17 protein-coding genes are annotated in these 25,948 nt (G+C 67.5%); 4 read left to right on the top strand and 13 right to left on the bottom strand.

Annotated elements, in window-relative coordinates:
- The first annotated feature begins 90 nt into the window (after positions 1 to 90).
- The 3 genes from P1K89_RS21355 to P1K89_RS21345 all read left to right on the top strand — a co-directional run bounded on the left by P1K89_RS21355 (position 91) and on the right by P1K89_RS21345 (position 7,688).
- Positions 91 to 1,467, top strand: coding sequence for an amidase family protein (locus tag P1K89_RS21355; RefSeq protein WP_284618544.1), 1,377 nt, complete (start codon positions 91 to 93; stop codon positions 1,465 to 1,467).
- Between the two features lie 725 nt (positions 1,468 to 2,192).
- The gene (locus tag P1K89_RS21350; protein WP_284618543.1) at positions 2,193 to 5,195 is read left to right on the top strand and encodes a TonB-dependent receptor; all 3,003 of its coding nucleotides are present in this window, start codon (positions 2,193 to 2,195) and stop codon (positions 5,193 to 5,195) included.
- A 138-nt stretch (positions 5,196 to 5,333) separates the two neighbouring features.
- On the top strand, positions 5,334 to 7,688 hold the full coding sequence (locus P1K89_RS21345) for an alpha/beta hydrolase family protein (protein WP_284618542.1): 2,355 nt from the start codon (positions 5,334 to 5,336) through the stop codon (positions 7,686 to 7,688).
- 219 nt (positions 7,689 to 7,907) lie between these two features.
- On the opposite strand, the gene P1K89_RS21340 is transcribed toward P1K89_RS21345, so the two are convergent.
- The 4 genes from P1K89_RS21340 to P1K89_RS21325 form a co-directional block, all read right to left on the bottom strand.
- A complete protein-coding gene (locus P1K89_RS21340) occupies positions 7,908 to 9,779 on the bottom strand; it encodes an ATP-binding cassette domain-containing protein (protein WP_284618541.1) in 1,872 nt (623 codons plus the stop codon).
- Positions 9,767 to 11,563 (bottom strand): asparagine synthase-related protein, encoded by a 1,797-nt coding sequence (locus P1K89_RS21335; protein ID WP_284618540.1) that lies wholly within the window; start codon positions 11,561 to 11,563, stop codon positions 9,767 to 9,769. The genes P1K89_RS21340 and P1K89_RS21335 overlap by 13 nt, the downstream gene beginning before the upstream one ends.
- Positions 11,564 to 11,584: 21 nt before the next feature.
- Positions 11,585 to 12,250, bottom strand: coding sequence for a lasso peptide biosynthesis B2 protein (locus P1K89_RS21330; protein WP_284618539.1), 666 nt, complete (start codon positions 12,248 to 12,250; stop codon positions 11,585 to 11,587).
- Between the two features lie 255 nt (positions 12,251 to 12,505).
- A complete protein-coding gene (locus tag P1K89_RS21325) occupies positions 12,506 to 12,631 on the bottom strand; it encodes a hypothetical protein (protein WP_284618538.1) in 126 nt (41 codons plus the stop codon).
- A gap of 366 nt (positions 12,632 to 12,997) precedes the next feature.
- Here P1K89_RS21325 and P1K89_RS21320 point away from each other — a divergent pair, with 366 nt between their 5' ends.
- The gene (locus P1K89_RS21320) at positions 12,998 to 13,312 is read left to right on the top strand and encodes a hypothetical protein (RefSeq protein WP_284618537.1); all 315 of its coding nucleotides are present in this window, start codon (positions 12,998 to 13,000) and stop codon (positions 13,310 to 13,312) included.
- Here P1K89_RS21320 and P1K89_RS21315 read toward each other — a convergent pair whose 3' ends face one another.
- From P1K89_RS21315 to P1K89_RS21275, 9 genes are all read right to left on the bottom strand, one after another.
- Positions 13,313 to 16,090, bottom strand: coding sequence for a conjugal transfer protein TraG N-terminal domain-containing protein (locus P1K89_RS21315; protein WP_284618536.1), 2,778 nt, complete (start codon positions 16,088 to 16,090; stop codon positions 13,313 to 13,315).
- A 22-nt stretch (positions 16,091 to 16,112) separates the two neighbouring features.
- Positions 16,113 to 17,501, bottom strand: a complete 1,389-nt coding sequence (locus tag P1K89_RS21310; RefSeq protein WP_284618535.1) for a conjugal transfer protein TraH — start codon at positions 17,499 to 17,501, stop codon at positions 16,113 to 16,115.
- A gap of 84 nt (positions 17,502 to 17,585) precedes the next feature.
- Positions 17,586 to 18,491 carry a conjugal transfer protein TraF gene (traF, locus tag P1K89_RS21305; protein ID WP_284618534.1) on the bottom strand — a complete coding sequence of 302 codons (906 nt, stop codon included), beginning with the start codon at positions 18,489 to 18,491 and terminating at the stop codon, positions 17,586 to 17,588.
- Positions 18,488 to 18,886 carry a hypothetical protein gene (locus P1K89_RS21300; protein WP_284618533.1) on the bottom strand — a complete coding sequence of 133 codons (399 nt, stop codon included), beginning with the start codon at positions 18,884 to 18,886 and terminating at the stop codon, positions 18,488 to 18,490. Before P1K89_RS21300 ends, traF begins: the two co-directional genes overlap by 4 nt.
- Positions 18,883 to 21,351, bottom strand: coding sequence for a type-F conjugative transfer system mating-pair stabilization protein TraN (traN, locus tag P1K89_RS21295; protein ID WP_284618532.1), 2,469 nt, complete (start codon positions 21,349 to 21,351; stop codon positions 18,883 to 18,885). The genes P1K89_RS21300 and traN overlap by 4 nt, the downstream gene beginning before the upstream one ends.
- Positions 21,352 to 21,908: 557 nt before the next feature.
- The gene (locus P1K89_RS21290) at positions 21,909 to 22,184 is read right to left on the bottom strand and encodes a hypothetical protein (RefSeq protein WP_284618531.1); all 276 of its coding nucleotides are present in this window, start codon (positions 22,182 to 22,184) and stop codon (positions 21,909 to 21,911) included.
- A 364-nt stretch (positions 22,185 to 22,548) separates the two neighbouring features.
- Positions 22,549 to 23,124 (bottom strand): PIN domain-containing protein, encoded by a 576-nt coding sequence (locus P1K89_RS21285; protein WP_284618530.1) that lies wholly within the window; start codon positions 23,122 to 23,124, stop codon positions 22,549 to 22,551.
- Positions 23,121 to 23,588: a helix-turn-helix domain-containing protein gene (locus P1K89_RS21280; RefSeq protein ID WP_284618529.1), complete on the bottom strand. Its 468-nt coding sequence runs from the start codon at positions 23,586 to 23,588 to the stop codon at positions 23,121 to 23,123. Before P1K89_RS21280 ends, P1K89_RS21285 begins: the two co-directional genes overlap by 4 nt.
- Positions 23,589 to 23,977: 389 nt before the next feature.
- A complete protein-coding gene (locus P1K89_RS21275) occupies positions 23,978 to 25,645 on the bottom strand; it encodes a WD40 repeat domain-containing protein (protein ID WP_284618528.1) in 1,668 nt (555 codons plus the stop codon).
- Positions 25,646 to 25,948 lie beyond the last annotated feature (303 nt).

The raw sequence follows: 25,948 nt of genomic DNA, 5'->3' as shown, positions 1-25,948 counted from the left end.
CACTAGGGCAATCACCCATACGGTGACCGCTAGGCGTTCCAGATTTATGCCTATAAATTAACGCGCATTGACTACTGGGAGACATGCAACATGAGGGACCTGCTAGTCCTGAGCGCAGCCGAGCTGCGCGCGGCCTACGAGGCTGGGGCGATCTCGCCTGTGGAGGTGACCGAGGCGGTGGTCGCCGCGGCGGAAGAATCGAGCGCGCGCCTCAATGCGTTCACCTGGATCGATCGCGACGGTGCGCTCGCGCAGGCGAAGGCAGCGGAGCGGCGCTGGCGCGCAAACGCCGCCCTCAGCCCGCTCGACGGCGTGCCGATCTCGATCAAGGACAACCTGGGACTGCAGGGCAGCCCCACGCTGTTCGGGTCGCGCGCGGTGTCAGCGTGCGATGCCGCGCTGCCCGACAGCCCCGCCGTCGCGCGCCTGCGCGAAGCGGGCGCCGTCCTTTTCGCCAAGACGACGCTGCCTGACTTCGCGCACAAGATCGTGACGGACAGTCCCGGCCATGGCGTCACCCGCAACCCCTGGAGCGAGCTGCATTCGCCGGGCGGCTCCAGTGGAGGGGCGGCCGCTGCCGTCGCAGCGGGCATCGGGCCCCTGGCCCTGGCGACCGACGGTGGCGGCTCGATCCGGATCCCGGCGGCGTTCACCGGCACCTTCGGCTTCAAGCCCAGCTTCGGACGCGTTCCGCACTATCCGCGCGGACCGTTCGCGCTGCTCAGCCACGTCGGCCCGATCTCGCGCACCGTGGACGATGCAGCGACCATGATGTCGGTCATCGCAAGGCCGGACGTGCGCGACTGGTATTCCTTGCCACCGCTGCAGGACGACTACGCGATGAAGCTGCCCGGCGGCGTCGCAGACCTCGCAGTGGCCTACAGCCCGCGGCTCGGCCTGGATGCGCCGGCGGACCCTGAGGCTGTGGAGGTGATGCGCGCGGCCGTCGACAGGCTGCGCAGCGCCGGCATGTCGGTCGAGGAGGTCGACCCTCCGCTGATGGCCGAGTGCAGCCGCATCCACGGGATCCTCTGGTGCGTCTTCTGCGCCCGCCTGGCCGAGCGAATCGGCGAGGCGCGCAAGCTGCTTGACGACTCGTTGCGCGAGCTCGCGTCGATCGGCGAGAGCATCGACGCGGCGACCTTGATGACGGCGTTGCTGCAGCGTGGAGAGATCGGCAGGTCGGTCAACGAGTTCATGCAGCGCTACGACGTGCTCCTGTGCCCCACGCACACGGGCAGCGCGCCGAAGCTGGACGAGATCGATCCGAAGCACCCGCCGACGCCTGTCTTCACGCAGTGGTGCAACCAGCTCGGGCTGCCGGCGGCGAGCCTCTTCTGTGGTCTGGCGCCGCAAGGCCTTCCCGTCGGGTTGCAACTGGTTGGCCGGCGCTTCGAGGATGGTGCGCTGCTGGCGGCCGGCCGGGCCGTCGAAGCGGTCCTGGGTTCACCGCGCTGGCCGCGCTGACGGTCGCGCGACGCGCAGGACCGCCGGCGTAGCCGGCGCGCACGCCGCGTACCCGACGGACTCTCATGCGCTGTGCGGGTCCCGGGCCCGCCTGCGAGCGCAGCGCACGCCGAACCGGACTCGCGAAGCAAGGTCTGATGGTGGCCAGGCAATTGCCGCGAGGCGATGTGGGGGGGTGCCTCGCGTCGACGTGCTCCGACATAGTCGGGATGTTCAGCGCGCGTCGAGTCGACCGAAAGTCGCAGACGTCGCACACGCCATCGGTTGCCGGCTGTCGAGCCGGTGAATGCGCTTGACGGAGTGCTCGGGGCCGCAACGGCGCCCGCCAGTGCCTTGGCTGGGGCGCATATGCGGATGCAGGGAGTCGCTGTCGGCCTCGGCTGGAGATCCCGCTCCTGGATTGGTCGGCTTCCGGTAGATATCAGTCAAGGTACGCGTCAATGGCCTTCCTTGCCGAACGCCTGGGTCGTTGTGGCGCACGAGCTCATGTGGTCATAACACTGGTCCTCGTCGCCTGCGTGCAGGTCCTGGCGGGTTGGTCACGGTGGCAGGCGCACGCCGGGCAGTCCGAACGCAGCTGTGAGCCGGACGTATTCGGGCTTGTTGCCTCCAACTAGGGCAAGTCCCAGAGGAAGTGGGTGGCATCGCGACGTCATCCATGCATCAGCACAACGAGTCTCGTGAGGAAGCAGATGTCGTTCGGAGTACATCCTCCCCGTCGTTCCATGGAGCCGAAGCGATGCAGGGGCAGTTCCGTCGCGCTGGTGGCGCTGCTGTTTTCGCACGCCACCCTCGCCGCGGCGCAGCGGCCTCCGGGCGAGCGCTTTGCCATCGAGAGCCCGGCACAGCCGTTGGCGGATTCGCTGAGGTCGATCGCGAGGCAGACCGGCATGTCGATACTGTTCGATCCGGGCGTGGTCTCGAACCGTGTCTGCCGTGCCTTCTCAGGCCGCCTGACCGGTGCCGAGGCCGTTGCCCGTGCCCTGGACGGCACCGGCCTCACAGCGTCGGTGATGGAGGACGGCTCCGTCGTGGTGAGGGCCGCCCCTGGCGAAGGCGGTGCGCCGGACACCGCGCGGCCCGGTCCGCGCAGTTCCGTCGGCGATTCACCCGGTGCGCCTGATGCCGCCGGCAGGCTCGCCCAGGCGCCTTCCCGGCAAGCCCAGGAAGGCGGCCCCGTGCCGACGGCAACGGCCAAGAATGCGATCGAACCCACGAAGATCGAGATCACCGGATCACGCATCAAGCGGATCGAGTCCGAGGGACCCCTTCCGGTGAACGTGTACGGCAGGGAGGACCTGCTGCGCAGCGGGCAACCGACGCTGGAGCGCTTCCTGAGCGGGCTGAACGAGGCATCGGTCAGCGCCGGCGAGGGCGGCCAGAGCGCCCTGATCGGCCAGGGCTCGGTGCAGCTGCGCGGGATGCCGGTCGGCTCGACGCTGGTCATGATCAACGGGCGGCGCGTCCATGCGGTCGGTTCGTCCTCGGCGAACTTCTTCAACCTGAACCTGATCCCCATCACTGCCATCGAGCGCATCGAGATCGTGCCCGTCGGCTCGTCGGCCATCTACGGTGGCGATGCACTCGCCGGCGTGGTGAACGTCATCCTGCGCAAGTCGATCGACGGCTTCGTCCTGGACGCGCGCATGGGGAGCGGGAAGGGCATCGGAGACGGCAGCATCTCGTTCGCGACGGGCGGTGGCGATGCGCAGGGCTCCTTCGTGCTGATCGGCTCGCATGGCAGGACGACGCCGCTGATGATGGCCGAGAGATCCTTCTTCAGGGACATGGACTACAGGCGCTTCGGCGGACCGGATGCCCGCACGCGGAACTGCGCGCCCGGGACGGTCACGAGCGGCAATGCGGGGAGCCTGCCGGGCCTGAACGCAAGCCTGGCAGGCATACCTCGCGCAAGCGCGGACTCGCCACTCACGATCAGTGATTTCCTCGCGACAGCCGGACAGCCGAACCTCTGCAGCACAGTGGCCAACGGCAACGGATTCGCCCTCGTTCACGAGACGGAGGACACGGCGCTGCATGCAGCCGGGCAGCGGCGCATCTCGCAGGACTGGTCGGTCTTCGGCGAACTGACCTTCAACCACAACAGCGCGCGCTCGCAGGAGAGCGCACTCCTGCTGAACAATGTCCTCGTGGGCCCCGGCAATCCCCACAACCCGTTCGGTGCTCCGGTCAGGGTGACTGCGCGACTGGGGACCGGCAACGGCATGACCGGCATCGATCGCACTTCCGACTTCACGCGCGCGGTGCTCGGTGTCCAGGGCGGGCTCGGCTCGGGGTGGGATGTGGAGGCCGCGCTGTCATCGTCCATCGACGACGGGACAAGGCGGCTGCCGAACGACACCGTGAATGCGGCGGCTCGGACCTCGGCCCTGGCGTCGGCCGACCCGTCCACTGCGCTGAACCCGTTCACCACAGGGCGCGCCGCGAGCGACGACGTCCTGCATGCCATCTGGTCCGACACCGTGCGGGACTTCCGCGGGAGGAAGGACATCGCGTCGGTCTTCGCGACCGGCACCACGGGCATGCTGCTCGGCACCCCCGTCGAGGTCGTCGCCGGCGCCGAGGCGTCGCGCGACCGCTACGAGACGTCGCAGGCCGGGCCGCTCGGCTTCCGGATCGACCGCAGCCGGAGTGCGAGTGCCGTGTTCGGGGAGGTGCGCCTTCCGCTGCTGCGAGGACAGGCAGCCGAGGGACGCGGCCGGACCATCGCCGCCCTGACACTGGCGGGTCGCCGCGACAACTACAGCGACTTCGGCGGCGCGAACACCTGGCAGGCCGGGCTCGAGTTCCGCCCGCTGCCCACGGCATTGATCCGCGCTGCGGGGGCGACCTCGTTCAAGCCGCCCACGCTGCTGCAGACGGGGTTCGACACCTCCACGTTCACGACCGAACTCTTCGGGCTCGTGGACCCGGCCCTGGCCGGTGCACCCATCATCGGTGGCGAGGTTGTCCGCGGGCCAAACCCCGGCCTGAAGCCCGAGCGCGGGCGCGCGCTGTCGCTGGGCGGACTCTGGGAGCCGGATCCAGGACTGCGCCTCGGGCTGTCGGCGTGGCGCGTCAGGATCAAGGACATGATCGCGACGCTGGCGCCGCAGTCCGCGCTGGACCACGAGGCCCTGTTCCCGGGGTTCGTCCTGCGCCAGCCTTCGGAGGGCGCCGGGGTACCGGGTGCGGTGACCCGGGTCCTGTACTCGGAGGTGAACTTCGGCAGGCTCGACACCGCCGGCGTGGACCTGGAGGCTTCCGCCTCCGGACGCTCGGACCTCGGGAAGTGGACCGTCGCGGCCAGCGCCACACGCACGATCCGCTACGACGTCATGCTGGCGCCGGGCTCTCCGGTGGAGCATCGGCTCGGGCGCCGGGCGACGGACTTCTGGTCTCCCAGGTGGAAGGGCCGCCTGTCCGCCGCCCTGGACCTCGGGGCATGGAGCCTGGCATTGGCGAGCAGGCACGTGGGCACCTACCTTGACATCGGCGGAAGCGGTCGGGAACTCGGCGGCGACTGGGTGCACGACCTGTCGGCCACGCTTGACCTGAAGCGGCTCGGACTCTCCATGGCGGGGGCACGCTCGGCATCGTTGACGCTTGGCATCCTGAACCTCGCCGACCGGCAGCCTGACTTCGTCGGCACGCACCCGCACTACGACGTCACGCAGTCTGACTGGCGGGGGCGCTACGGCACGGCCCGGCTGACGGTCAACTGGTAGCGCCCGGCGCAGGATCCGAACGCGCGGCGCACGCCGCGCTCCCTAACACGCAAGCACAGTGGCCTGCCGGCAGGCAGGCCCTGCGCAGAGCCGCGACCATCGAATATGCTGAACCGGACTCCTTGGCACCCGCTGGGCATGCCGCACCGACTCATCACCGCAGTCTTCGCCGTGCTTCTGTTGTGCGCCGGGGGCGTGCCTCGAAGTGCCGCCGCGACGGCGGTCGGCCCCACGGTCAGGGATGTCGTGGAGTTCACATCGATCGTGCACGGCCAGGACGAGGACGAGTTGAACCGGCAGGTCTCGCCCGACGGCAGCCGTGCCTTCATCGTGACGCGCCGCGCGGACGTGCGAGGCGACTGCACCCGTTACGAGGTCCGCATGCTGGACCTCGACCGCGATCGACTGGCCGCCGGCCGGCCACGACCTCCCCGGACAGTGTTCACGATCGAGTCCTCGCAGGACAACGATTCCGTCGACCCCGTCGTCCGCGAGCCCAGGTGGGCAGGCAACGGTGCGCTTGTCTTCCTGGCGCGGCTCGATGGCTCGGCCCGCCAGGTGTTCAAGCTGGACGTGGCGACGCGCCGGCTCGAGCAGTTGACCCGCGAGCCTCGCGGCATCGAGAGCTTCGCGATCTCCGAGGACCTGCGGCGCATCGTCTACACATCCTTCGATCCGAACCCGGCGCTGAAGCCGGGTGCGCGCAGCGTCGTCGTCGGGAACAACTCGTTCTGGGACGTGAAGTTCGGCCAGAACGACTTGCGGGCGCAGCGGCGGCGCTATCTCTTCCTCACCACCGAGAGCGGCTCGCGCAAGCCCGCGCGGCAGCTTGGCGAGTCGATGCCGGAGAACGGCTTGCGGCCGCGCGTGGACATATCGCCGGACGGTCGCTGGGCGGTGCTGCCGGTTCCGACGCCGCAGCGGCAGCTCGAGTGGGCAGGCATGTTCCCATGGGTCAGGGAGATGACCGCCCGATTCGGGCCGGCGGTGTCGATCGACCCGCTCGGGTATTTCACCAGCCCGGGCAGCTACATCCCGCGTCGACTGGTCGCGTACCGCCTGTCCGATGGCAGCGCGCAGGCCATCGTCGATGCGCCCGATGATGCTGCGAGCCCTGCGTCGCAGATGCGCTCCGACCGCCTCTGGCTGCGTGACGGCCGCTCGGTGATCCTTGCTGGGACCCTGCTTCCCAGGGGCACCGGTGCGCGGGACGGTGCATCGCACGTGGTCGAGTACTGGCCGGACAGCAACAGGTGGGAGGTGGTCGCTGCGCTCGAGCACCGCCTGGACAATGCATACGGCACCGGCGGCGGGCAGGACGGCTTCGTCGTGCTCGATGGCGAGAAGAGCCGGCGCTTCGTGCGACGCGATGGTGGCGGCTGGCTCGAGCTCGGCAGGGCCGATGCAGCGAGTCCTGCGGCCTCGTCCGCAGCACAGGCGACCGCAGCCTGGAGGCTGCGCATCGACCAGAAGCCAGACCAGCCGGCCGATGTGATTGCCGTCGGTCCCGCCGGGAAGCATGTGCGCCTGACCCACCTCAACCCGCAGTACTCCGCGGGCGACTGGGGCACCACCCGCTCCTACGCCTGGACGGATGCAAGGAATCGCCAGTGGGTGGGCGGCCTGATGCTGCCCGCGGGCTTCGTCCCGGGCAGGCGCCATCCCCTGGTCATCCAGACCTACGGCTATTCGCCTGAGAGGTTCTACCTCGACGGTTCGAACGTCGCCGACGGCTACACCAGCGGGTTCCCGGGACGGGCCTTCCTGCGCGAGGGCATCCTGGTGCTGGCCCTGCCGACCAGGCCGGTCGGCAGGGCGCGTGCGGACTTTCGCGAGCGCATGCAGGCCTTCCTGGATTCGACCGAGTCCGCCATCAAGTCTCTGGTGGCGGACGGCACGGCCGATCCCGGCAGGATCGGCATCATCGGCTTCAGCATGACCGGCGAGCAGGTGCTGAACCTCGTGACCTTCTCCGACGCCCCCATCCGTGCCGCATCCTTGATCGACGGCGATGCCAATACCTTGTTCTCGATGACCGTGTCCTATGGCGCCAGGGACGGCATCCTGTCGAAGAAGGAGGCGACCAACGGCGGGGGGCCCTTCGGGGCAGGGCTGGAGCGCTGGATCCGGACCGACCCGGCCCTTCACACCCATTGCGTGCGGGCGGCGATGCGCATCGAGACCTACGGCCCCTGGGTGCTGAACAACTGGGACATCCATGCGCTGCTGCGTCGCCAGTACAAGCCGGCGGAGATGGTCGTCCTGCCCGGGGGCACGCACAACCTCGGCCGTCCGGGCGACCGGATGATCTCCCTGCAGGGCAACGTCGACTGGTATCGCTTCTGGCTGAAGGGCGAGGAGCGCTCGGAACCATTCCTGCCCGACGAGAGCACCGAAACCTTGCGCACGCAATATGCGCGGTGGCGGCAGATGGCGGAGTTGAAGCAGGTCGAGGACAGGAAGCCGCGCTGTTCGGACGTCAGCCCCTGGTAGCAGCTGGTCCGGCTTCCCACGGGATGAAAGATGCGAGAAAGCTGCCTTCCCTGCAATCGTTGCAGGGAAGGCCGGAAGCCCGAGCCGGGAGGGAGGAGGAGGTTGGCTCGGGAAGATTCGACGTGAAATCATACAAACGCATGAAGGACGCGGCACCCCTGGAATTCATGCGCTCGCCCAAGGCCTTGGGACGCACGGACATTGGGGATGGTGCCCAGGCTATGGTGCGCCGGCTCCGGGCTGCATCTGCCAGAGGCGGGCGTATTCGCCGCCACTGTCCAGCAACTCGGCATGACTCCCTCGCTCAGCGATCCTCCCGTTGGAAAGCACGACGATCTCGTCGGCATGCCGAGCCGTCGACAGGCGATGGGCGATCGTGATCGTGGTGCAGCCCGCGGACGCAGCCCTGAGGCTCGACAGCAGTGACGCTTCGGTCTCGCCGTCCAGCATCGAGGTGGCCTCGTCGAAGATGAAGATGGACGGTTGCCTGATGACTGCGCGCGCGATGGCCAGGCGCTGGCGCTCGCCGCCCGAGAGCTTCAGGCCGCGCTCGCCGACCAGGGTGCCGTAGCCGCCGGGTGTCGAGACGATGAAGTCGTGCAGCTGCGCCAGCCGTGCAGCGGCCTCGATGCGGGTCATCGATAGCCGCGGGTCGCCCATCGCGATGTTGAACGCGATGGTGTCGTTGAAGAGCACCGTGTCCTGGGAAACAACCCCGAACCTGGCGCGCAGTTGCGAGAGCGGCATTGCATCGATAGGCGATCCGTCGAGGCTGATGGTGCCTGCCTGCGCGTGGTACAGGCGAAGCAGCAGGCGCGCGAGTGTGGACTTGCCGGAACCGCTCGCGCCGACGATCCCGATGCTCCGGCCAGGCGGGATGTGCAGGTCCACCCCATCGAGCGCCGGTGGGCTGCCTGCATAGGCGAAGCGGACCTGGTCGAACCGGATCTCGGGCGGCCGCGCGCGGGCAGCGGCCGCGTTGCCAGCCTTCGGCGTCTCGTGCCGTGTGTCGGGCTTGCCCGGTGCCGGCATGGGCAACGACGCCTCCGCGGGCCGATCCAGCACGTCGAGTTGCGGCCGCACGAACTCCATCGCCTGGGAGAGGTCGCGCAGCGCGGATCCCACCATCTCCAGCGGGCGCACGACCTGCAGCATGTAGACGGTGGCCATGACAAAGCCGCCGAGGGTGAGCGCGCCTTCCGCGACAGCGCGGACCGAGATCAGGAGCGAAGCCGTGACGGAGACCGCCAGGATGGCGGCGATCGCCAGGCCGGTCATCGCGCGTTGGCGATGGAGCGCGCGCCAGCGGCACTCGACGCCGGCCGTGGCCGATGCAAACCGTGCCAGTGCCACAGTTTCCGCGCCGAAGGACTTGATCGTCTCGATGTTGACGAGGTTGTCGTTCAGGACTGCATGCAGGTCCATGGTGGCGCCTGAAAGGTCGCGGGCCCGGCGCCTGTACGGCGGCCCGGCGATGCCGAAGGCAGCCAGGCAGGCGATCGCAGTGGTCGCAAGGATCGCGACCAGCAGGGGCTGGTCGAGGCGGACCATGATCGCGATGACGGCAACCGTCTCGACGACCACCGGAACGACCGTCGCGAGGATCGTGCTGATGATGAGCTGGCAGCCGGCCGTCGCCTGGTAAAGGCCGTGGATGACGGCGCCCGTGCGGCGCTCGAGGTGGAACGCGAGCGGTAGTGCGAGCAGGTGGCCGAAGAAGCGCCGGTTGAGGCTGGCGCCGATCTTCTGCTCTGCAGCGCTCGCGGCCAGGCCGCGCAGCTCGGTCAGCACCCGGCTGCCGCATACGGCGGCAACGTAGCAGGCGACGAGGATGGCCGGGGAAGGCGGCAGGTTCTCGCTTGCCGGTGATCCCGGCGCACCCACCGTGTCCACCAGCCACTTCAGTGCCAGTGGCGTGAGCGCAGCCAGGAGCGCGCCCGAAATGACCAGGAGGAGGGCGAGGCCGAGCTGGCGCCTGGCATCGGAGGAGGCTGCCTCCAGCATGAGGCCGAGGATCCTGCGAACTGTCCTGCTCCAGCTGTCCGGGGGCTTTCGTGCGGCGTCCTCGCTGCGCGCGGTCATTCGGTCCATCGTCGTATCCACGCCTCGGTCGAGATGAGGTCGTGGATCTCCACGACATTGCCGGAGAGGGTCGACGGGCGGCCGGACAAGGCCTCCTCGACCTTGTCGCGGCGGAGGATGCCGCGGCGGACGAGCTCTCCGTCGAGCAGGAGGGAGCGCGCGAAGGCGAGGTTGTCCAGCAGCAGTGCCTTGACCATCTCCGACATGCCGCCCTTGGACCGCCGCGCCGCAATCTCGGGGGGCAGGTCGGACGCGAAGGCCTGCCGGGCCAGCGCGCGGCCGTGGCCGCCATGCGCCAGCACGTAGGTGGGCAGGGCCAGGCACAGCTCGATGAGCGGCTGGGACAGGAAGGGGTTGACGAGCTCGGGAGCGCGAGCGCCCTCGAAGGGGTCGTAGTAGCCGCCATGCGCCAGCAGGATTTGCAACTGCATGAGCTTGCCGATCGGCAAGCCGTCGACGTGACGCATGGCCGGATGCTCGAAGGGCGCCAGTGCGTCGGCAGCCAGAGCCTCGGGGTCGATGAGCGACCCCGCGCCAGGCGAGTCATGCGGAAGTGGGCCGGAGCGAAAGCGGTCGGCGAGCGCGAGCCGCAATGTCTTCCAGAGCGAGAGACCACCGAGGCGCGCTGCATCCAGCGCCGCGCCCAGGAAGCCTCCGTCGAGACCGCGCAGGCGAAGGTAGTCCGCTGCCGGCCACCAGTGGTGAAGCTCGAAGAACAGCTGGTCGCCGCCACCCCCCGTGAACATGGCAGGAGCACCATGCGCCCGGGCGACCTCCGCGTCCGAACGGGCGGTGCCGATGCGGCCGACGTAGCTGGTCGGGCTCGGCGTCCTCGCAATGCGAAGTACCCCATCGAGGAGAGTGGCGGACGGTCGTTCAAGCTCCACCAGCTTGCGATCGAACCTGGCAGCGGCAAGCCTGGCATATGCACGCTCGTCGCTGTTTGCGCCCGGCGAGTGGTAGTTCAGGCAGGTGACGTCGGCTTCGATCTCTTCATGCGCCAGGCAGGCGAGCAGCATGGAAGAGTCGACGCCGCCCGACAGGCGCAGCAGCACCCTGGGATAGCACGAGGCCCATGAAGCTGCGCAGTGGAGCATGGTTCGCCTGAGCAGCGTGGCCGCCTCGGCCAGGTCCTCGGTGGCGACGACGCGCGCATGGTCGGTGGCGTTCCAGACGAGCGCACGTTCCGGCCTCGGATGAACGAGGTAGACCGCTTCACCCGCGACGACCTGAGTGACGCCCTCGAGCGCGGTCTCGCGGCCACTCGGCTCGCCAAGCCGGACCTGTGCGGCGAGCGCGCTCCACCTGATCGCCGGGCGGGGAATCGAGGGCATCAGGTCGATCACGTCCTCCAGCCAGGAGAAGGCGATGTACACGCCGTCGTGCTGCATGAGGTGGCAGGGCAGGGTGCCGCTGGGGTCCCTGACGATGGAGGTGATGCCGGTCGGCGATCGCACGAAGGCGACATATCGTCCCCAGTACCCGCCGACGAGCGCCCGGCCGCCGCTCTCCTGCAGGCGCTCCGGGTCATCGATGGAATCGACATGGACGGGCACCGTGAATGTGTCGAGCCGGACGCGCAGGAACAGCTTGCCCAGGATGACGCCGCGAGGCCCGAGGTCGTAGTGGCGGTTGGCCCCCCCGCGGGCGCCGGTCATGAACACATCCAGGCCCGGGGTTCCGGCGACGCGTGTCCAGTCGGCGCGGTCCTTGACCGTGGCGCAAAGGCGCGCCGCCGCGGCGTTGGCGGCTTCGCTGGCGTCGTTCCAGGCGATGCCGAGGAAGCGGAACATGGCCGGCTGCTTCCGGGACGCTCAGGCGCGCAGGATCGGGCGGTAGCTGCGCACGTGCTCGTGGTGGTCGTTGAGCACGAGCGGACCGCTCTGGACCCACGAATGCGCCGTGAAGGGATGGGCCTTCACGCCGATGATCCAATGCGGATGCATGTCCTCGGCCGCGAGAAACTCGAGCAGCGCGAGCGAGTCGAAGAGGCACTTGTCGCGGACGGTGAAGGCGAGCGGACGCAGCCGCAGGTAGACCGCGACGGCATCGCGCAGCGCGGCCTTGTCGACGGAAGTCCGCGATGCCGACCGCTGGCGCCGCGCCGACACCGTGGTGGCGATGGACTGCAGGGAGCGGAAGCGCAACGACAGGTAGGCCTTCGAGGCGGCCTTGAGGAATCGGAAGAGCGTCGCCGTTGTGATCGGTGCGCGATCGGGGGACGCGTGCTGCCCTTGAAGCGTTGCCTCGGGGCGTTCGAACGGCGCAGGTACGGGCTCGTCGCGAGGCTCGTCGGACAGGAGGTCCTGGGCGACAAGCCTGGCGGCGAGCCGTGAGACGTTCACGGACTCGATGGGTGCTTCGGCGCCATCCGTCGGCCTGGAGGCAAGGGGCCAGCCGGTGACGAGACTCGCCAACGCCAGCGCCTGGCTGGGACCGACACCAAGGTACCGACCACGAAGGAGGTCGAGGAGGATCACCTGGCCATCGACTTCGCATGCGCGCACATGGCTTGCAAGGTGAAGGCGTGCATCGCCTTCGGATGCCGGGGCACGAGGAGCTTGAACGCGCGTGAGCATGCTGGAGGCCGGTTGGCTGGCGGTCGCGGGAGGCGCCCGGACTGCCGGGATGGCAAGGGACGGGCACCGGGCACATCTCTCCCGGTGCGGGGGGCGCCTGGGCTATCGGAGGAAGGCGTGCCGCGGCACGCCTCCGGGTCGCCTAGCGGCGGCCGATCAGTCCTGGAACTTCAGGACCGGGTGGTCCTCGGGGTTGGGCCCCTTCGGGCCCTCCGTCACTTCCTTCGCGTCGCCGAGGTCGACGACTTCGGCGTCCTGCGCCTGCTGCTGGTCCTTGTTCATGGGAACTTCCTTCACGTTGGTTGCGTTGGCTTTGCCCTTGGCCGAATGCCTCAGGCGGTTCCACGTTAGGGGCGATGCCCCGCCCGGACCAGTGCCTCGGCGGGATGGCCGCTCACGTTCGGGGGAAGGCAAGGCGGTGGCAGCCGCATGAGGAATGACGTGCGCTGCCGGGCGCTGCCGCGCGGCCAATGACGACGTTGTTGTTCGGAGACCGGCAGGAGTAGCGGCCCATGCTCGCAAAGTCGATGGCGATGGCCTATGCTCGGATCGACTCTCGTTCCCGAGAGGCCTTGCCACGCGTCGACCCTTGCGACAACGCATGGCCCGCTCAAGCATTGAGCCTTTCAAGCAGACTGGAGCTTCGCCATGCGAAAGCTGATCTTCTTCGGTGCCATCGCGCTTGGCGCGCTCGTCGGGATGCTCTGGGCGATCAATGACGATTGGGGAACGCGAGTGGTGATGGCCGGCGTCGGGGCGCTGTTCGGAACTGCGATGGGGGGAGCCGCTACCGGTCGCGGAAGCGGAGGGCGGCGTCGGCTCAAGCTCGATGACGGCGTTCCAGCAAGTTGGTCAGACGAATTGGCTGCGAACTTCTGGCGGGACCGAGGCCATCCTCCCTTCACGAAGCCGTGGGATGCTCTGCCGGATCGACACATGCTTGATCCGGACAAGGTCGAGTGATCACTTGCGATCGAGTAGCCGTCGGACCGCCTCCTTGGCCGTGTCGACTGAATCCTTTGCGTCAGCGGCCACTCGCTGGGCGGATCGTTTGAGGAGTGACGTGCGCGAGAGCAGCGTCCCGTCCTCTGTTCGGGACGCATCGACCTTTCGCTCGAATGTGTCGTCTCGATCGCGCGTGTCTTGCTGGATGCTTGCGCCTTGCGTCCGAATCTGTTCACGAACATTCGACCGGCGATATCCTGGCGGCTTTCCTGACCGAGCCTCCTGTGCGGATCTTGCGACATCGGCGTCATTGCGCTGGCGCTGCAAGTCCGGATCGGCTTTCGACGCGAGGGTTGTCGCCTCCTGCCGGTGCTGCTCCCTCACGGGCTCGAACGATACGGGGATGGCGGTTCGATCCGAGAACGTTCGGCTGGGACGGAGCGACTGGCGGGCAAGCTCGGCTTCCATGAGGGCGCGCGCAGCAGCGCTTGTTCCTCCGTAGTCTTCGGCGTAGCGCCTGAACATTGCGAGGTTGTGCGGATCCTGGGCCAGGTCAATCGAGATGACTTCGCCTCGTTCGTAGGCAGAGGCCACGCGCTCGGAGTAGGAGGTTCTCTCGGCCAGGCTCGCGTCCGCACGCGCGGCGCGTGCCGCGCTGGTGCTCAGGCGCGACGCCAGTTCCCTGGCTTCACGTTCGTCCTGGGCAGCGACGGTTGAAAATGCCGTATCGCGAGAGATGCGATCGCCGAACTGCTTGAATTCCGACAGTTGCTTCGACGTCATCGCGCCGAGAATCTTTCGTTGGTCGTCAGACAACGCTGTGGAGTAGCCCTTCGTGGCATCGCCCGTGATCCTTGCCCCCGCAATTGGGGTGGAGATTCCAAGTTGGCCATGCGCACCGAAAGCGATCTGGGCAACCTGCGATTGCGCTAGTCCAGTGGTGTCCGAGACCGACCTGGTGATCTGGTCGAGCCGGTCGAGTGCCTGTCCGAACTGCTCGAAGCTGCTCGATGTCGAACCTGTCGAGGTTCTGGTCGATCGCAGTTTCGCGACACCCTTTGAGAATGCTTCGGTGAGGACGGCGGATCGTTCGTTCGTGGCCGCGACGGCTTCGCTTCTTGCTGCGTCGACCTGCCTGCCGGCGTCCTGCACGTCCTGCTCGCTGACGCGCACGGAGACCACCCGTGACGCGAAGCCCTGGTTCCTCATGAGGCTCATCGCGGTCTTGCCGGTGAGCACGTTCGTCGTTGTTGTATTCCCGGTGAGATCGCTCTGCCACGTGCTCATGAAGGCGGAACTGCGGTCGGGCGACAGTCGCATCTGGTCCATCGAGACGTTGCCCATCGAGAGGTTGCCGGCGGCTGCGCTTCCCGTGGCCCCCGAGACCATCCCCTGCAGGCCGGAGAGGCCGCCCACCAGTGCAGTGCCGAAGGTCTCCATGCGCTTGAGCGCCGCCCAGGCGAGGAAGGGGATGCTGATGGCCATGTACCCGACCACGGCCTCGCCGGAGACGGCGCGGGAGTAGATCGTTGAAGCCGTCTGGAGGGCAAGCGCCTTCGTTCCCGTTCCCAGGTCGGCCGCAGCGGCCAGGTCGTAGGCCGCGTAGATCGACGCCATGTAGTTGAGGATGGCGTACAGCGGCGGCCACAGCTGGATCCAGATGAGGACCGAGGCATAGCCCTTGAACGCCAGCATCGTCTCGCGCCCGTTGGTCAGCAGGAGCAGCAGCACCATCAGCGGGAACACAGCGTAGGTGATCGCTTCGACGACGTTGCGCAGGACCGGCAGGGACTGTTCCGCCACCTTGCCGTAGGTGATCCAGGCAGCGTTCTGCTGGGCCACGGCCTGCGCACGCCCGACCGCCAGCACCATGGCCGCCGGGTCGTTCACCTTCTGCCCGATGATGCTGCTGGTGTCGTCGATCGCGTTGAGGACTGCGTTCTGGCGAATGAGGTCGGATGCGGTGGATGCCGCGGTGGCCAGGCCATTGCGCAGGTAGGCCTGCTGGATCTGTCCGGCGATGACCGACGCTGCCGTCGCTCCGGGGAGGGTTGGCTGCATCTGGAACGCCAGCTTGCCCTGGATGCGCGAGAGCTGCACCGGCAGGCGCCCGTCGAGGTTGGACCGCGCCACGGGACAGGTCTCGACGGTCATGCTGCTACCTGTGCTCGAGAGCGTCGTGAATCGAGCAGGATTGGGCGAGCCCATCAGGGCCCACACGTCCGCGGATCGCGAGAAGACGCCCGGATCGAGCGTGCCGTCGACCAGGTCGTACATGGTGCAGTTGTGGATGAAGTTGATCAGGTCGGTCCTGAACGCCGGGTCCTGGAAGACGACTGCACCGGTGCTGCGGACCAGCCGGTTGCCGAACATCAGGCCGTTCTTCTCGTAGCTGAGCTCGGAGGGCAGCGCGCCAGCGCCAGGTATCACCTGGAACGCGGTCTCGAAGAGGTTCGTCAGCGTGTGGCCGATGGTGCTGGAGACGCTGCCGAGGAATGCGATCCCGAAGGGGACGTTCGACACGACCTTGACGGCGGAGCCACCCGTCTTGTCGACGATGCCCACGTCGACGCGGGGAACGATCAGGACCGAGAAGACGAGGACCACCGTGGCGAGCCATTTCCAGCCCTGCAGCTTCTCCGGTGCGAACGCGTAGGCCACGAGCGCAGCGGCAAAGCCGCAGAACGCGACCGCGGCGACCGCGGCCATGTAGTCGGGGGAGGAGTGGATCGCGGCTGCCGCGTTGAAGATGCCGAAGAGGCTGTCGGCGTTCTGGTAGGCGTAGATCTCCCACATGGCTGCTCCGGGCGATGCGCTGCTAGCGCCGCTGGAGCGCGGCCTGCTGGCCCAGCATGTCCATCACGTGCTGGGGCATGCTGGAGCGCAGCTGGCGCTCCAGTTCCTCCAGGTGTCCGGAGACAGCGCGGAACGAGCCGACCTTCTGGTACAGCACGCTCTTCTCCTGGGACAGCTGCAGGAGCATGGACTGCGCGCGCTGGCGCACCTGGCTGGCCATCTCGCGCTGGTCCTGCTGCAGCGTGTAGGTCTTGTCGAGCGCCGCCATGCCCAGGCGCAGGTTGCGTTCCAGGAACACGTAGGCGTAGTCGGCGGCGATGACGTCGCGGTACTGTGCGATCAGGCTGTCCGCGAGGCCGGAGCCGGGGATCGTCGAGCCGATCGACAGCATGCGGTAGACCGGCTCCGTCGTCTGGTTGACGAAGCCGACCTCGGCCGAGTTGTTCGGGATCGCGGTGCGCGTCGCGATCTTGTCCGCGATCGAGCGCATCATGGCCTCGACCTTCGCGGTGAAGGGTGTGTGCGCGTACGCGGTGTTCAGCGAGACCGCGTCGCACTCCGAGTAGTTGTTGCAGCGAAGCAGGTGCTGCGTGACGCCGGATCCCGCCCCGGCGGCCTGGCCGTAGAGCAGCTGGCCGATCGAGGTGATGGTGGGGGCGATGGGCTCGGGGTCGCGGCCGGCTTCCTCGGGGAAGTAGATCACCGTGCCGACGATGCTCATGATGAGCTCGCGCTCCTGGTCGTCGAGGTAGCTGCCGGCGCGCTGGAGTGCCTTCCAGGTGAGGTTGCCGACGAAGGGCGCCCGGTTCCGGATGTTCGGGTCGCCGGAGGAGCGCGCAGTGCCCAGGACGCCGGGCCGGTCGCTGGCGCAGCGGCGCCGCGCGGCATCCCGGTCACTCTCCATGCCCATCGTGATGGCCAGGTCAGCGCAGGCTTCCTGCGAGCTGAAGCCGGCTGCGTCGGCGGCCGTGCTGACGATCGCCTTCGCGGTCTCGCAGGAATTGATGCGGGCGTTGTTGATCCAGGTCTCGAGGCCCTTGGCCCACTTCGTCAGGCCGCCGAGCATCGGGGAGACGGACTCGAGCGCCAGCTGGAATGCGACACCAGGCAACGCGGCCGTGATGTTCTTCAGCATGTTCTTGAACTCGGTCGCCGAGATGTGGGAGAAGGATCCGCCGAACACGTCGATGCCGCCGCAGCCGGCGCGGGCGCTCGGGAACTGGATCGCGGCGAGCTGGTAGACCTTGCTCGGCGAGCGCATGAAGAGGCTGCCACCGGTGTAGGTGTTGAAGGCCTGGCCGCGGAAGGCGCCCGGCGCGGTGTAGTTGCCGATCGTGCCCAGGTTGTCGAACATGCTGTTGACTTCGCTGTTCAGGTCGCCGGCGAACGCCTGTTGCTGCGATGCCGTCATCGAGATGACAGTGACGAGCGAAAGCAGATGCCGGGCTTGACGCCTGGCTGGACGATGACCTTGCATGATGGGTTCCCTTCTTCGTCAGCGAGACCGGCCGGTGGCCGAAGCGAGGGTGGGGGAATCGAGTGGTGCCGCCGGAGGGGGCGAAGCGACCGTCGCGATGCGCTCGATGAGCTGAGCCTCGGACAGCACGCCGAAACCGATGGGCGTGATCAGGCCGCTGTAGGGCTGGGCGAGATAGACCGCGGGCACCTGGCCGACGCGCAGCGTCGTGGCGATACCGTTGTCTCGCCGGGCATCCTCGAACCCGGGCAGGGTGCCGCCGTCGATGGTGACCGCAATCACCTTGAGGCCATGCTTCGCGCTGAAGGCCTCGAGCGTCGGCGCGAACGCGTGGCAGTAGGAGCAGTCGCTGCGGAAGAAGAACAGCAGCACGTGGTCGCGGCCGAGGGAAGCGACCTGGCGCGAGCGCTCCGCGGCCTGGGCCTGCTCGAAGACCTCCAGCGCCCTGGCGTTCACGGGGCGGCCCTGCAGCGTCGGGTCAAGCTCCGGGTCCGACCATGCAATGCGCTGGGCGACGTCGGCGAACGTCGAGGCCTGCGAGACCACGCGTGCCTCGATCGCCATGTAGCGGCGCACGTTGGACTCCGTGGGGCGAATGATCGCGACGCTGCGGGCTTCGTCCAGCTCGCGCTGCAGGCGCTCAAGCTCGCGCACCTCGGGCGGCTTGTTCTCGTGGCTGGGTACGCGTGCACCAGGCTTCGGCTGGCGGGGTGTGGGCCGTGCAGGCGCGAGCGGCTTTGCTTCCGGTTCCTCGTAGAAGTGCCAGCCCCGCCATGCGTCCTGCCAGTACGCCCGCGATGAGTCCAGGTCTTGCGCGGGCGCGGCCAGCGTTGAAAGGGCCGCCAGCAGGAGGACGACAAGGCGACGCTGGCGCAAGCCTGCCTGCAACCGTCCCTTCGGCCGTGGAGGATCCTGACGCTTCATTGCAGCGACCGCGGTGGCTTGCCGTCGCGGCAGTAGTTGATGCCGATCTCGATGGTCTGCCGTCGACCTTCCCGGGAGCCAGGCAGGCGCACGCCCTCCTGCCAGATGCGAAGCTGGAGCCGGCTGCAACCGGGCTGCGCGAACCGTCGCTCGGTGGAGACGTCGATGTAGACCGGAGACGTTCCACGGAAGCGCTGGGTGAGCGCGTCGGCCACCTGGCCGGAGAGCGTCCCCTTGGCGCGGCCGTCGGGTGCCTCGATCGCCGCGAGCATCAAGCTCTTGATGTCCTCGACCGGGGTTCGTTCCGGCCCCGATGCGGAGAGGGAAGGCGCGCTGCCGGCGAGCACCGTGGCCAGCACTGCCGCGACGTGGCGGGCGGACACCGGGCGGATCACTGGCATCTCCCCTGGCCGTAGTAGCAGGCCGGGATCCGGGCGGCGTTGCCTCCCTGGAGGGAGCCGAGGTCGGGCAGGACGGGAACGAGCGATGCGTAGAACTCCGACAGGTCCATGGCCGCGAAGTCGAGCCGCTGCAGCTGGGCCAGCGTGAAGCCGGAGCAGTCCGGGCTGCCAGCCATTCCCCAGCCCTTGCCGACCTGCGCGCGGCCCTGTTCGTTGACGATGCGGGCGAGCTTCGAGTTGAAGCAGCACTTCGAGGTGGTGTGCTCGACGCAGGACACGCACTTGCCCAGGACCATGAGGCACGAGGAGCAGTAGGTGCCTACGGTGTGGCAGAGGCCCGCGCCTTCCTTCATCGCGAGCCGGCCTTCCGGCTCGTTGCAGGACATCATCGACAGGACGATGTAGATGATGATCGCGATCACCAGGGACCAGGGGTCGAAGGCGACGACAACGCTCTCGCCCGAGTAGACGGCGACCGAGCCGGCGGGCAGGGCGGCGCCGTTGACCGCGATGGTGACGCCATAGCTCGTGAACGTGCCGCTGAACCCGCCGCTCATCAGCAGCGCGGAGAGACCCTGGTAGATGAACTGCTGGTTCTGCGAGTCCATCAGGATGTCGTAGACGAGGCGGGATCCGGTGCCGAAGATGCTCTGGTTGTTCATGCCGGCGCCGGCGCCATCCGCGTAGCAGCAGTTCTTCAGCAGTCGGTCGCGGCAACGGTTGTCCTCGCCCTTGAAGACCTGCATGCGGTCCGCGTCGAGGTACACGCCCGCCTCGCGCGTTGCCTCGAGCATCGACATCGTGCGAGCGAAGTCCGGGTCCTTCGGCGCCGAGATGTCGAAGCAGCTCGTGCCGAGGCAGTAGACGTTGGTGGGGCAGTTGCTGGCCGTGGTGACCGTCTCGGGCGCGGTCGCGCACTCGTAGACGTCCTCGAAGAGTTCGCAGGCGCCGGTGCCGGCATTCGTGCGTCGACAGGTGGAGGTCTTGAACGTGCAGCCGGCGGCGGCCAGAGATGCGCATTGGTCGGGCGGTGTGCTGCCTGCGCAGGACATCGTCCGCGTCTGCTCCCAGCAGGCGCGGGTGACGGGCACGCCATCGATGGTCTTCGTCGATGGTCCGTCGGTGCAGGTCGGTTCGCTGGCCACCGTGCAGCGACCGTCGCCTGCGAGCGGCGGGCAGTGATCGTCCCAGCGATCCGCCTGGACGAAGGAGGATGTGGCGCGGTCGTACGTGAGCAGCATCGTCGGGATCGGACCAACCGCGGGGTTGGGCAGCCAGCCGACGACCGCACGTGTGCTGTGCAGGTTCCAGTAGATGCCGGGGATCGATCCGGTGACGTCGCTGCCGACCAGGGGCGTCGGCTCTTCCGACGGCGCGTAGCAGGTGTTGGGATCCAGTGACGTGGCCGAGCAGCCGGCATCCCCCTGGCAGGTGGAGTTCACGATGTTGCCGCCCGACTGGGTGCCGCTGGGGCAGGGGCCGTAGACCTTGAGGAAGGGCTCGGCCTCGGTGCAGGTGATGTCCGCGTCGCCGCCCCCGGTGCATGTGCGGATCAGCTCTGGCGCGACCATCGCCTTGAGGCTGCAGGAGGCTCCGCTGCAGCTGTTCTCGACCACCCATAGCCCGGTGCGGATCGGCTGGCCCTGCATGCCCGTGGACGTTTCCAGGGTGGCGGCGAGGATCGGGAACACGGCAGGCGCGCTCATGTCCACGTCGAAGAAGCTCAGCGCTTCGCCGTTGCGGGTCACGCGGAAGTGCTGCCGTGCAACGGAGCGATCCGGCAGGCACTGGACGTCGAGCCCGTAGTGATCGACTTCCGCATGCCCGACCCAGTCGCCGGGCTTGCAACTGGTCGTGCGCGTCACCGAGACGTCCAGGGTGCTCGAGCACTGGTAGTTGCCGATGCCGACGTGACGCAGGCAGGCCTGCGGCTTCACACCTCCGGGAGTCGTGGTGACCGTTGTCTTGCAGCCGCTGTAGTAGCTCGCCAGGCTGCCGAGCTCCATGGAGGGGCTGCGGTTGATGGCGCGCGCTGCGGCGACGGCAGGGTCGTCGGTTCCTACGTAGGGACGCGGCGTGTTGGCCGAGGTGACGGCGCCCTGCTGGTCCTGGCAGACCGGGTCGGTGGGCGTCAGGGCGCAGGCTGCGAGCCGGGCGCTGCCCTTGGCGGCCAGGTTGGGCTGGCGGTAGTGGCTGCGCTCGGGTGGCGTGGTGGTGTAGCCGGGGACGACCGTCGCTGCGCTGGGTGCGTTGACGGTGCTGCCGGCGGTCGTGTTTGCGACCCGCCCCGCATTTACACCTTCAGCGTGCGGATCGGCTCGCAGCTTCGCCTGAGTGAGCGCGAGGCATGCAGCCGTGAGGCAGGCCACCAGCTTGCGCAGCGCCGATGCGCGTCGCGATGTCGCGCACAGCCGCGCGGCCGGCGTGCCTGCGGTCTTGGGGTGTGGGCTTGTTCGCACAGCCCATCGTGGTGCCGGCGCAGCGCGCTGTCAGGCCGGAAGAAGGGCGTAGCTCGGTGGGGTTTCGAGCTCAGATCGCGTTGCGGGCTTCACGCAGGCGCCTCCACCGCACATTCGGATCACGAGCCTCAGAGTCCGTGGACGATGGACCGGACTACTGGCTCTGAAAACTACAGCTTGTTCGGTCGGGCTGCCTCGGTTTGTTCGGTCGGGCTGCCTCGGCTTGCGGCTACTACGGCACTGCACCGCATCGAAGGCCTCCTGGTCGACGAAACGGCCATGGTGGCGCATTGTCGGCAAGAGGTCTTGATCGGCGTACGCACAGCCGGTCTCCTCGGGATCAGATTGCTGGGCCTTGGACGCTTGGTCTGGCATGTGACCGCCTCCGTCAAGCAACGGGCGCAACAGCATGGGCCAGCACTGCGAGCGGACCACATAGAACGGCGTCTCCAGTTCGCCGCCGGAGCCTGTGCCCCAGGTTGACAGCCGAGTCGTGCCAACGGGGCTGGTGCGGACTATTTCGTAGCGCCGGTAGTTGCGGTAGTCGGCAAGCTCCTTCAGCGCACGCTCGCCGCACCCTGATCGTTGGCAAGCAGCAGTCGACGAATTTCTTCGGCGGCGGTGCGTTGCTTGTCAGTGAGACGGGGCGACTCGAAGATCGAGCCGCGGTCCTGCTCGAGACCGTCCACGGCGCCCTCGACAGCATCGAAGAATTCGTGCACGCCCTGCATGCGCGGTATCCAGTCCCACTCCAACTGGAAACTGTCGTTTCCGAAGCGAATGTCCTTCAGCTGCCGATTGAGTCGGGTCAGCGTAGCGGCACCCTGCTTCACGTCATCGCGTACCTTGAAGCAGAAGCCGCTGGTAAAGACGTGGTTGAAGCCGCTCTCGGCCTCAATGAGCGAATGGGCGTTCTCGGCGAGACCAAGCGCGCGTTGCCGTTGGAGTCGTCGAGATAGGCGAAGCTTTCGCTGAAGGCCTTGCCCGCCCGGGTGAGCTTGAGCGTTGGCTTGAGATCGACGGGGTCGCGATAGTCCTCCAACTACAGAGCACGCAAAGCGGCTGCACAGAGCTCGCGGTTGTCTTGCGCGAGCGGACGGAAGAACTGTTCGCGGGGCGGGACGAAGAACTGCACCGGTCTCCTCGCTCAGGTCATGGTTCGGCAGTTCCGCCGCCCCGCTCGCATCTTCCTCGGACTCACAGCACACCTCGAAACGTCGCCAGCCCCTTCACGGTCTGCGTCAGGCCCTGCTTGAGCAGGATGTCGAGATATCGGTCGATCTCCATCGGCGGGTTCTTGAGCTGCTGGCGCTGCCGCTGCGCAGCGGCGACGACCGCGGCCGGATCGAGATCGAAGAGGTTCTCGACGAACACGTCAGGGTGTTGGGCTTCGAGCCCGAACGACTGCAGAACTTCTGCCGGGAAGTCCTTCTCGTTGAAGGTCACGATGACGCTCGCATGGCAGCGAATCGCGGCTGCGAGCACGTGCCGGTCGTCGGGGTCTGGAAGTGCGAGGCCCTCGATCAGGGCCGAATGCCCTGTCACCATCGCGTCGGGGATCGCTCGATCCATCAGCTCCGAAGTTCGATCGAGTTGCGCGGCCGTGAGGTCCGGTCGGTTCTTCAGCACGTTGCGCTTCCACTCCTCGTGGATCTCGGCGCTCCACCGCGCGCGAAACCGCCCGGACAGGCCGAGCCACATGAGGAAGTCTCGTAGCGGCGCGGGGTAGAGCACGCAGGCGTCGTAGACCGCGGTGAAGGGCGAGTTCCTCATTCGTAGCCCAGCCGAAGCTCCTGGGCTTGCTTCGCCAGATCATCCATCGCTTCAGCGCTGGCACGGTCACGCTCAGCCTTGAATCCCATCAGGTCGGCGAATCGGATACGCCGATGCTTGCCGGCCTTGTGGAAGGGCAGCGCACCGGTCTCCAGCAGCTTCACGAGATGCGGGCGGGACACGTTCAACATGTCGGCGGCCTCCTGGGTCGTCAGCTCGGCGTGGATCGGCACGACTTTGACGGCGTTGCCCTCTGCCAACTCCGCCAGGATGTCAACCAGCAGGCGGAGGGCGGACGTCGGCAGCTCGACTTGGTGAGCTTGGTTCTTGTCGTCGAAGATCTGGATACGCTGGGTCTCGACCCGGGTACTCAGGTAGGCAGCCAGCGCGCGTTGGCTCTGCATGGCCGCCGCGACCTCGCGCGCGAGCGGCAGCGTGGTGTCGATGGTGGGGGCCTGGGTCATGGCGAATTCCGAAGGGTTCGATGGCTCGATCCTAATCGAAACAAACGAAAAACGCAATAAACGAAACGCTGATCAGGCAAGAGGCGGAAGGACGGAGATCGCGTCAGCCGGTGCGAGCGTCGGGTGCCGATGCCCAGGGCGCGCTGCGAGTCATCGCAAGAAGACACGTGTCGAAGTCAGGTTCTGCCGCCGGAGGTAGGTCGCCCGCAAGTGGGGTGCGGCACGAGATTCTTCCGCTGTCCAGGGCGACGTGCGTCGGGTGTGCGACGAGGCCCGCTCGCGCCAGCCCGGCCGAGAGCTGGAGGCGGTTCTGACCTTGATGATCTCGTGGATCGCCCAGAAGTCTCGTGCTCTTTCGAAATGAAAGGCTACACCAACAAACGTCAACGTCAGGGCTTCTGTTTCTTGGGAGCCGGCTCAGAAATCCTCGGGGTCACAGCTCGACCGCCGCTGCATGCCGATGTCGAAGAGGTACTGGTGCAGCGATGCGCGGCGGACGCGGCCGAACTTGGCTCTGGCTTGCCCGACGTACGACCGGTGATTGCGAATCCGAGACCTCGCCTGGTCGTATTGCAGGTCGCCGCTTCAACGTGCCCGGATTCTTCGGTCGTCAAGCGCGGGAAGGTGGGACGATGCGGGCCTGCCTCACCCATGTGCCGCGACCACTCGGCATCGCACAGGTTGCGGATCGCCCTTCGATCGGCTGCCTCCAGGAGGTCATCGATCCGCGCCCTCCAGATCCGGACTGCTCCGTCGAAGCTGGCGGTAAGCACTCTTGCCCCGTCCTTCGAGATCCGAACCCTGCGGACGTAGCCGGTGTGGCCTGGAAGCAGCACGCTTACCACGGCGCCTTGGCTGTCGCGCCTCCATAGTCTGGCGGTCCGATCCATGCCGCCCGTGACGATGAGGTTGCCGCGCACGGCCACGTCAAAGACCAACCCGTTGTGGCCTCTCAGCTCGGTGGAGCGCACCGACAGGTCCCGTGGGTCCACTTGCCAGAACCGCGCTGTGCCGTCGGCGCCGCCGCTGACCAATTCGTTCTTCTCGCTGAACGCCAGGGCGGATATCCAGTCGGAGTGACCGCTGAGCACGACCTGCCGAAAGCTCCCGTCCGCAGCCTGCTGCCACATCGTGGCCTCGTGATCGTAACCCGCGGCCGCGAACCAGCGCCCATCCTCGCTGACGACGACCGACATCACGTCCCGCTTGTGCTTGCCGAGCAGGTGGCTGGATCTCGGGGCGCCCGACGCATCCAGTTCCCATAGATGCACTTCACCCGAGGCGCTGCCAGTTATCAATCTCTTGCCCAGCGGATCGAAAGCGAGCGCCCTGACCTTCGGCAGCGGCAGCTTGCCGGCACTCACGAGATCGGATTCGGTCGCCTTCCAGAGCCAGACCGCCTCTTCCGAGGCCACCGCAATCAGTTCGCCCGTCCGGCTGATGCCGGCTTCAATGAGAGGCATGCCGGTGTCCACGGTGAGGGGCGCGGCCAAGCCCCCCTCGGCTGGGCCGAGGGACCAGACCCAGATGCTGCGCGGCTTCTTGGAATCGATGAAGTCCTGTGCATCCGATCCCACAAGCCGGTTTCCGTCTGCGGAGAAGGCCAGCTTGCTGGCCATGTGAGCCTTTCCCTCGAGCACCAGCGGAGACAGTCCCGGCGCACGCTCCCGCAGGTCCCAGACCCGGGTCTTCTGCAGCGTGCGGCTGGACGTCGCTACCCTTCGCCCGTCGTCGCTGAAGACGGCCTCGAAGTCGTAGTAGTAGCTGCTGGCAAGGTCCTCATGGTCCGGCAGGATCACCGGCTCCTCGTCGAGTCCCCATAGGCGCACATGCGCATCGCTTCCCGCGCTGGCGAGCAGCCTGCTGTTCGGCAGAAAGAGGAGGTCCTTGACCGTGTGGTCATGTCCGCGCAGCACGCGCGCCGCCATCCCGCTGGTCGCGCGGGCGAGGTCCCACAGCAGGATGATCATGCCTCCTGTCGTGGCCAGGTATCGGCTGTCGGCGCTGAACTCGATGTCGGCAACGAAGTTGCCGTCATGCCCTGCCAGGCTCGTCACGAAGCTCAGGGCACCGTCCTGTTCACGACGCCAGAGACTGACTGTGCGATTGGAGGCTTCGGCCGCCAGCCACTTTCCATCACGGCTGATCCTGAGCGCGTCGCCCGCCCTCGTGTCTCGCGCCAGGACGCGGAGCGCTGGCGGCGAGCTTGACCGATCCAGGGGGATGGACCACTGGTAAGCGCTCCTCCAGACACGTCCCTTGCGGACGTGTCTATTTGGCGCTAGGAGGCGTGAGCCGCCAGGGCAGCAGGGCTTCGAAGTCGTCGGCGGTCTTGGCCTTGGGCAGCTCCACCAGGAGCG

It is taken from the genome of Aquabacterium humicola (assembly GCF_030167915.1).
Taxonomy (GTDB): domain Bacteria; phylum Pseudomonadota; class Gammaproteobacteria; order Burkholderiales; family Burkholderiaceae_C; genus Pseudaquabacterium; species Pseudaquabacterium humicola.
The sequence above is the reverse complement of the archived record's forward strand: the minus strand, read 5'-3'. Positions and strand labels throughout refer to the sequence as shown.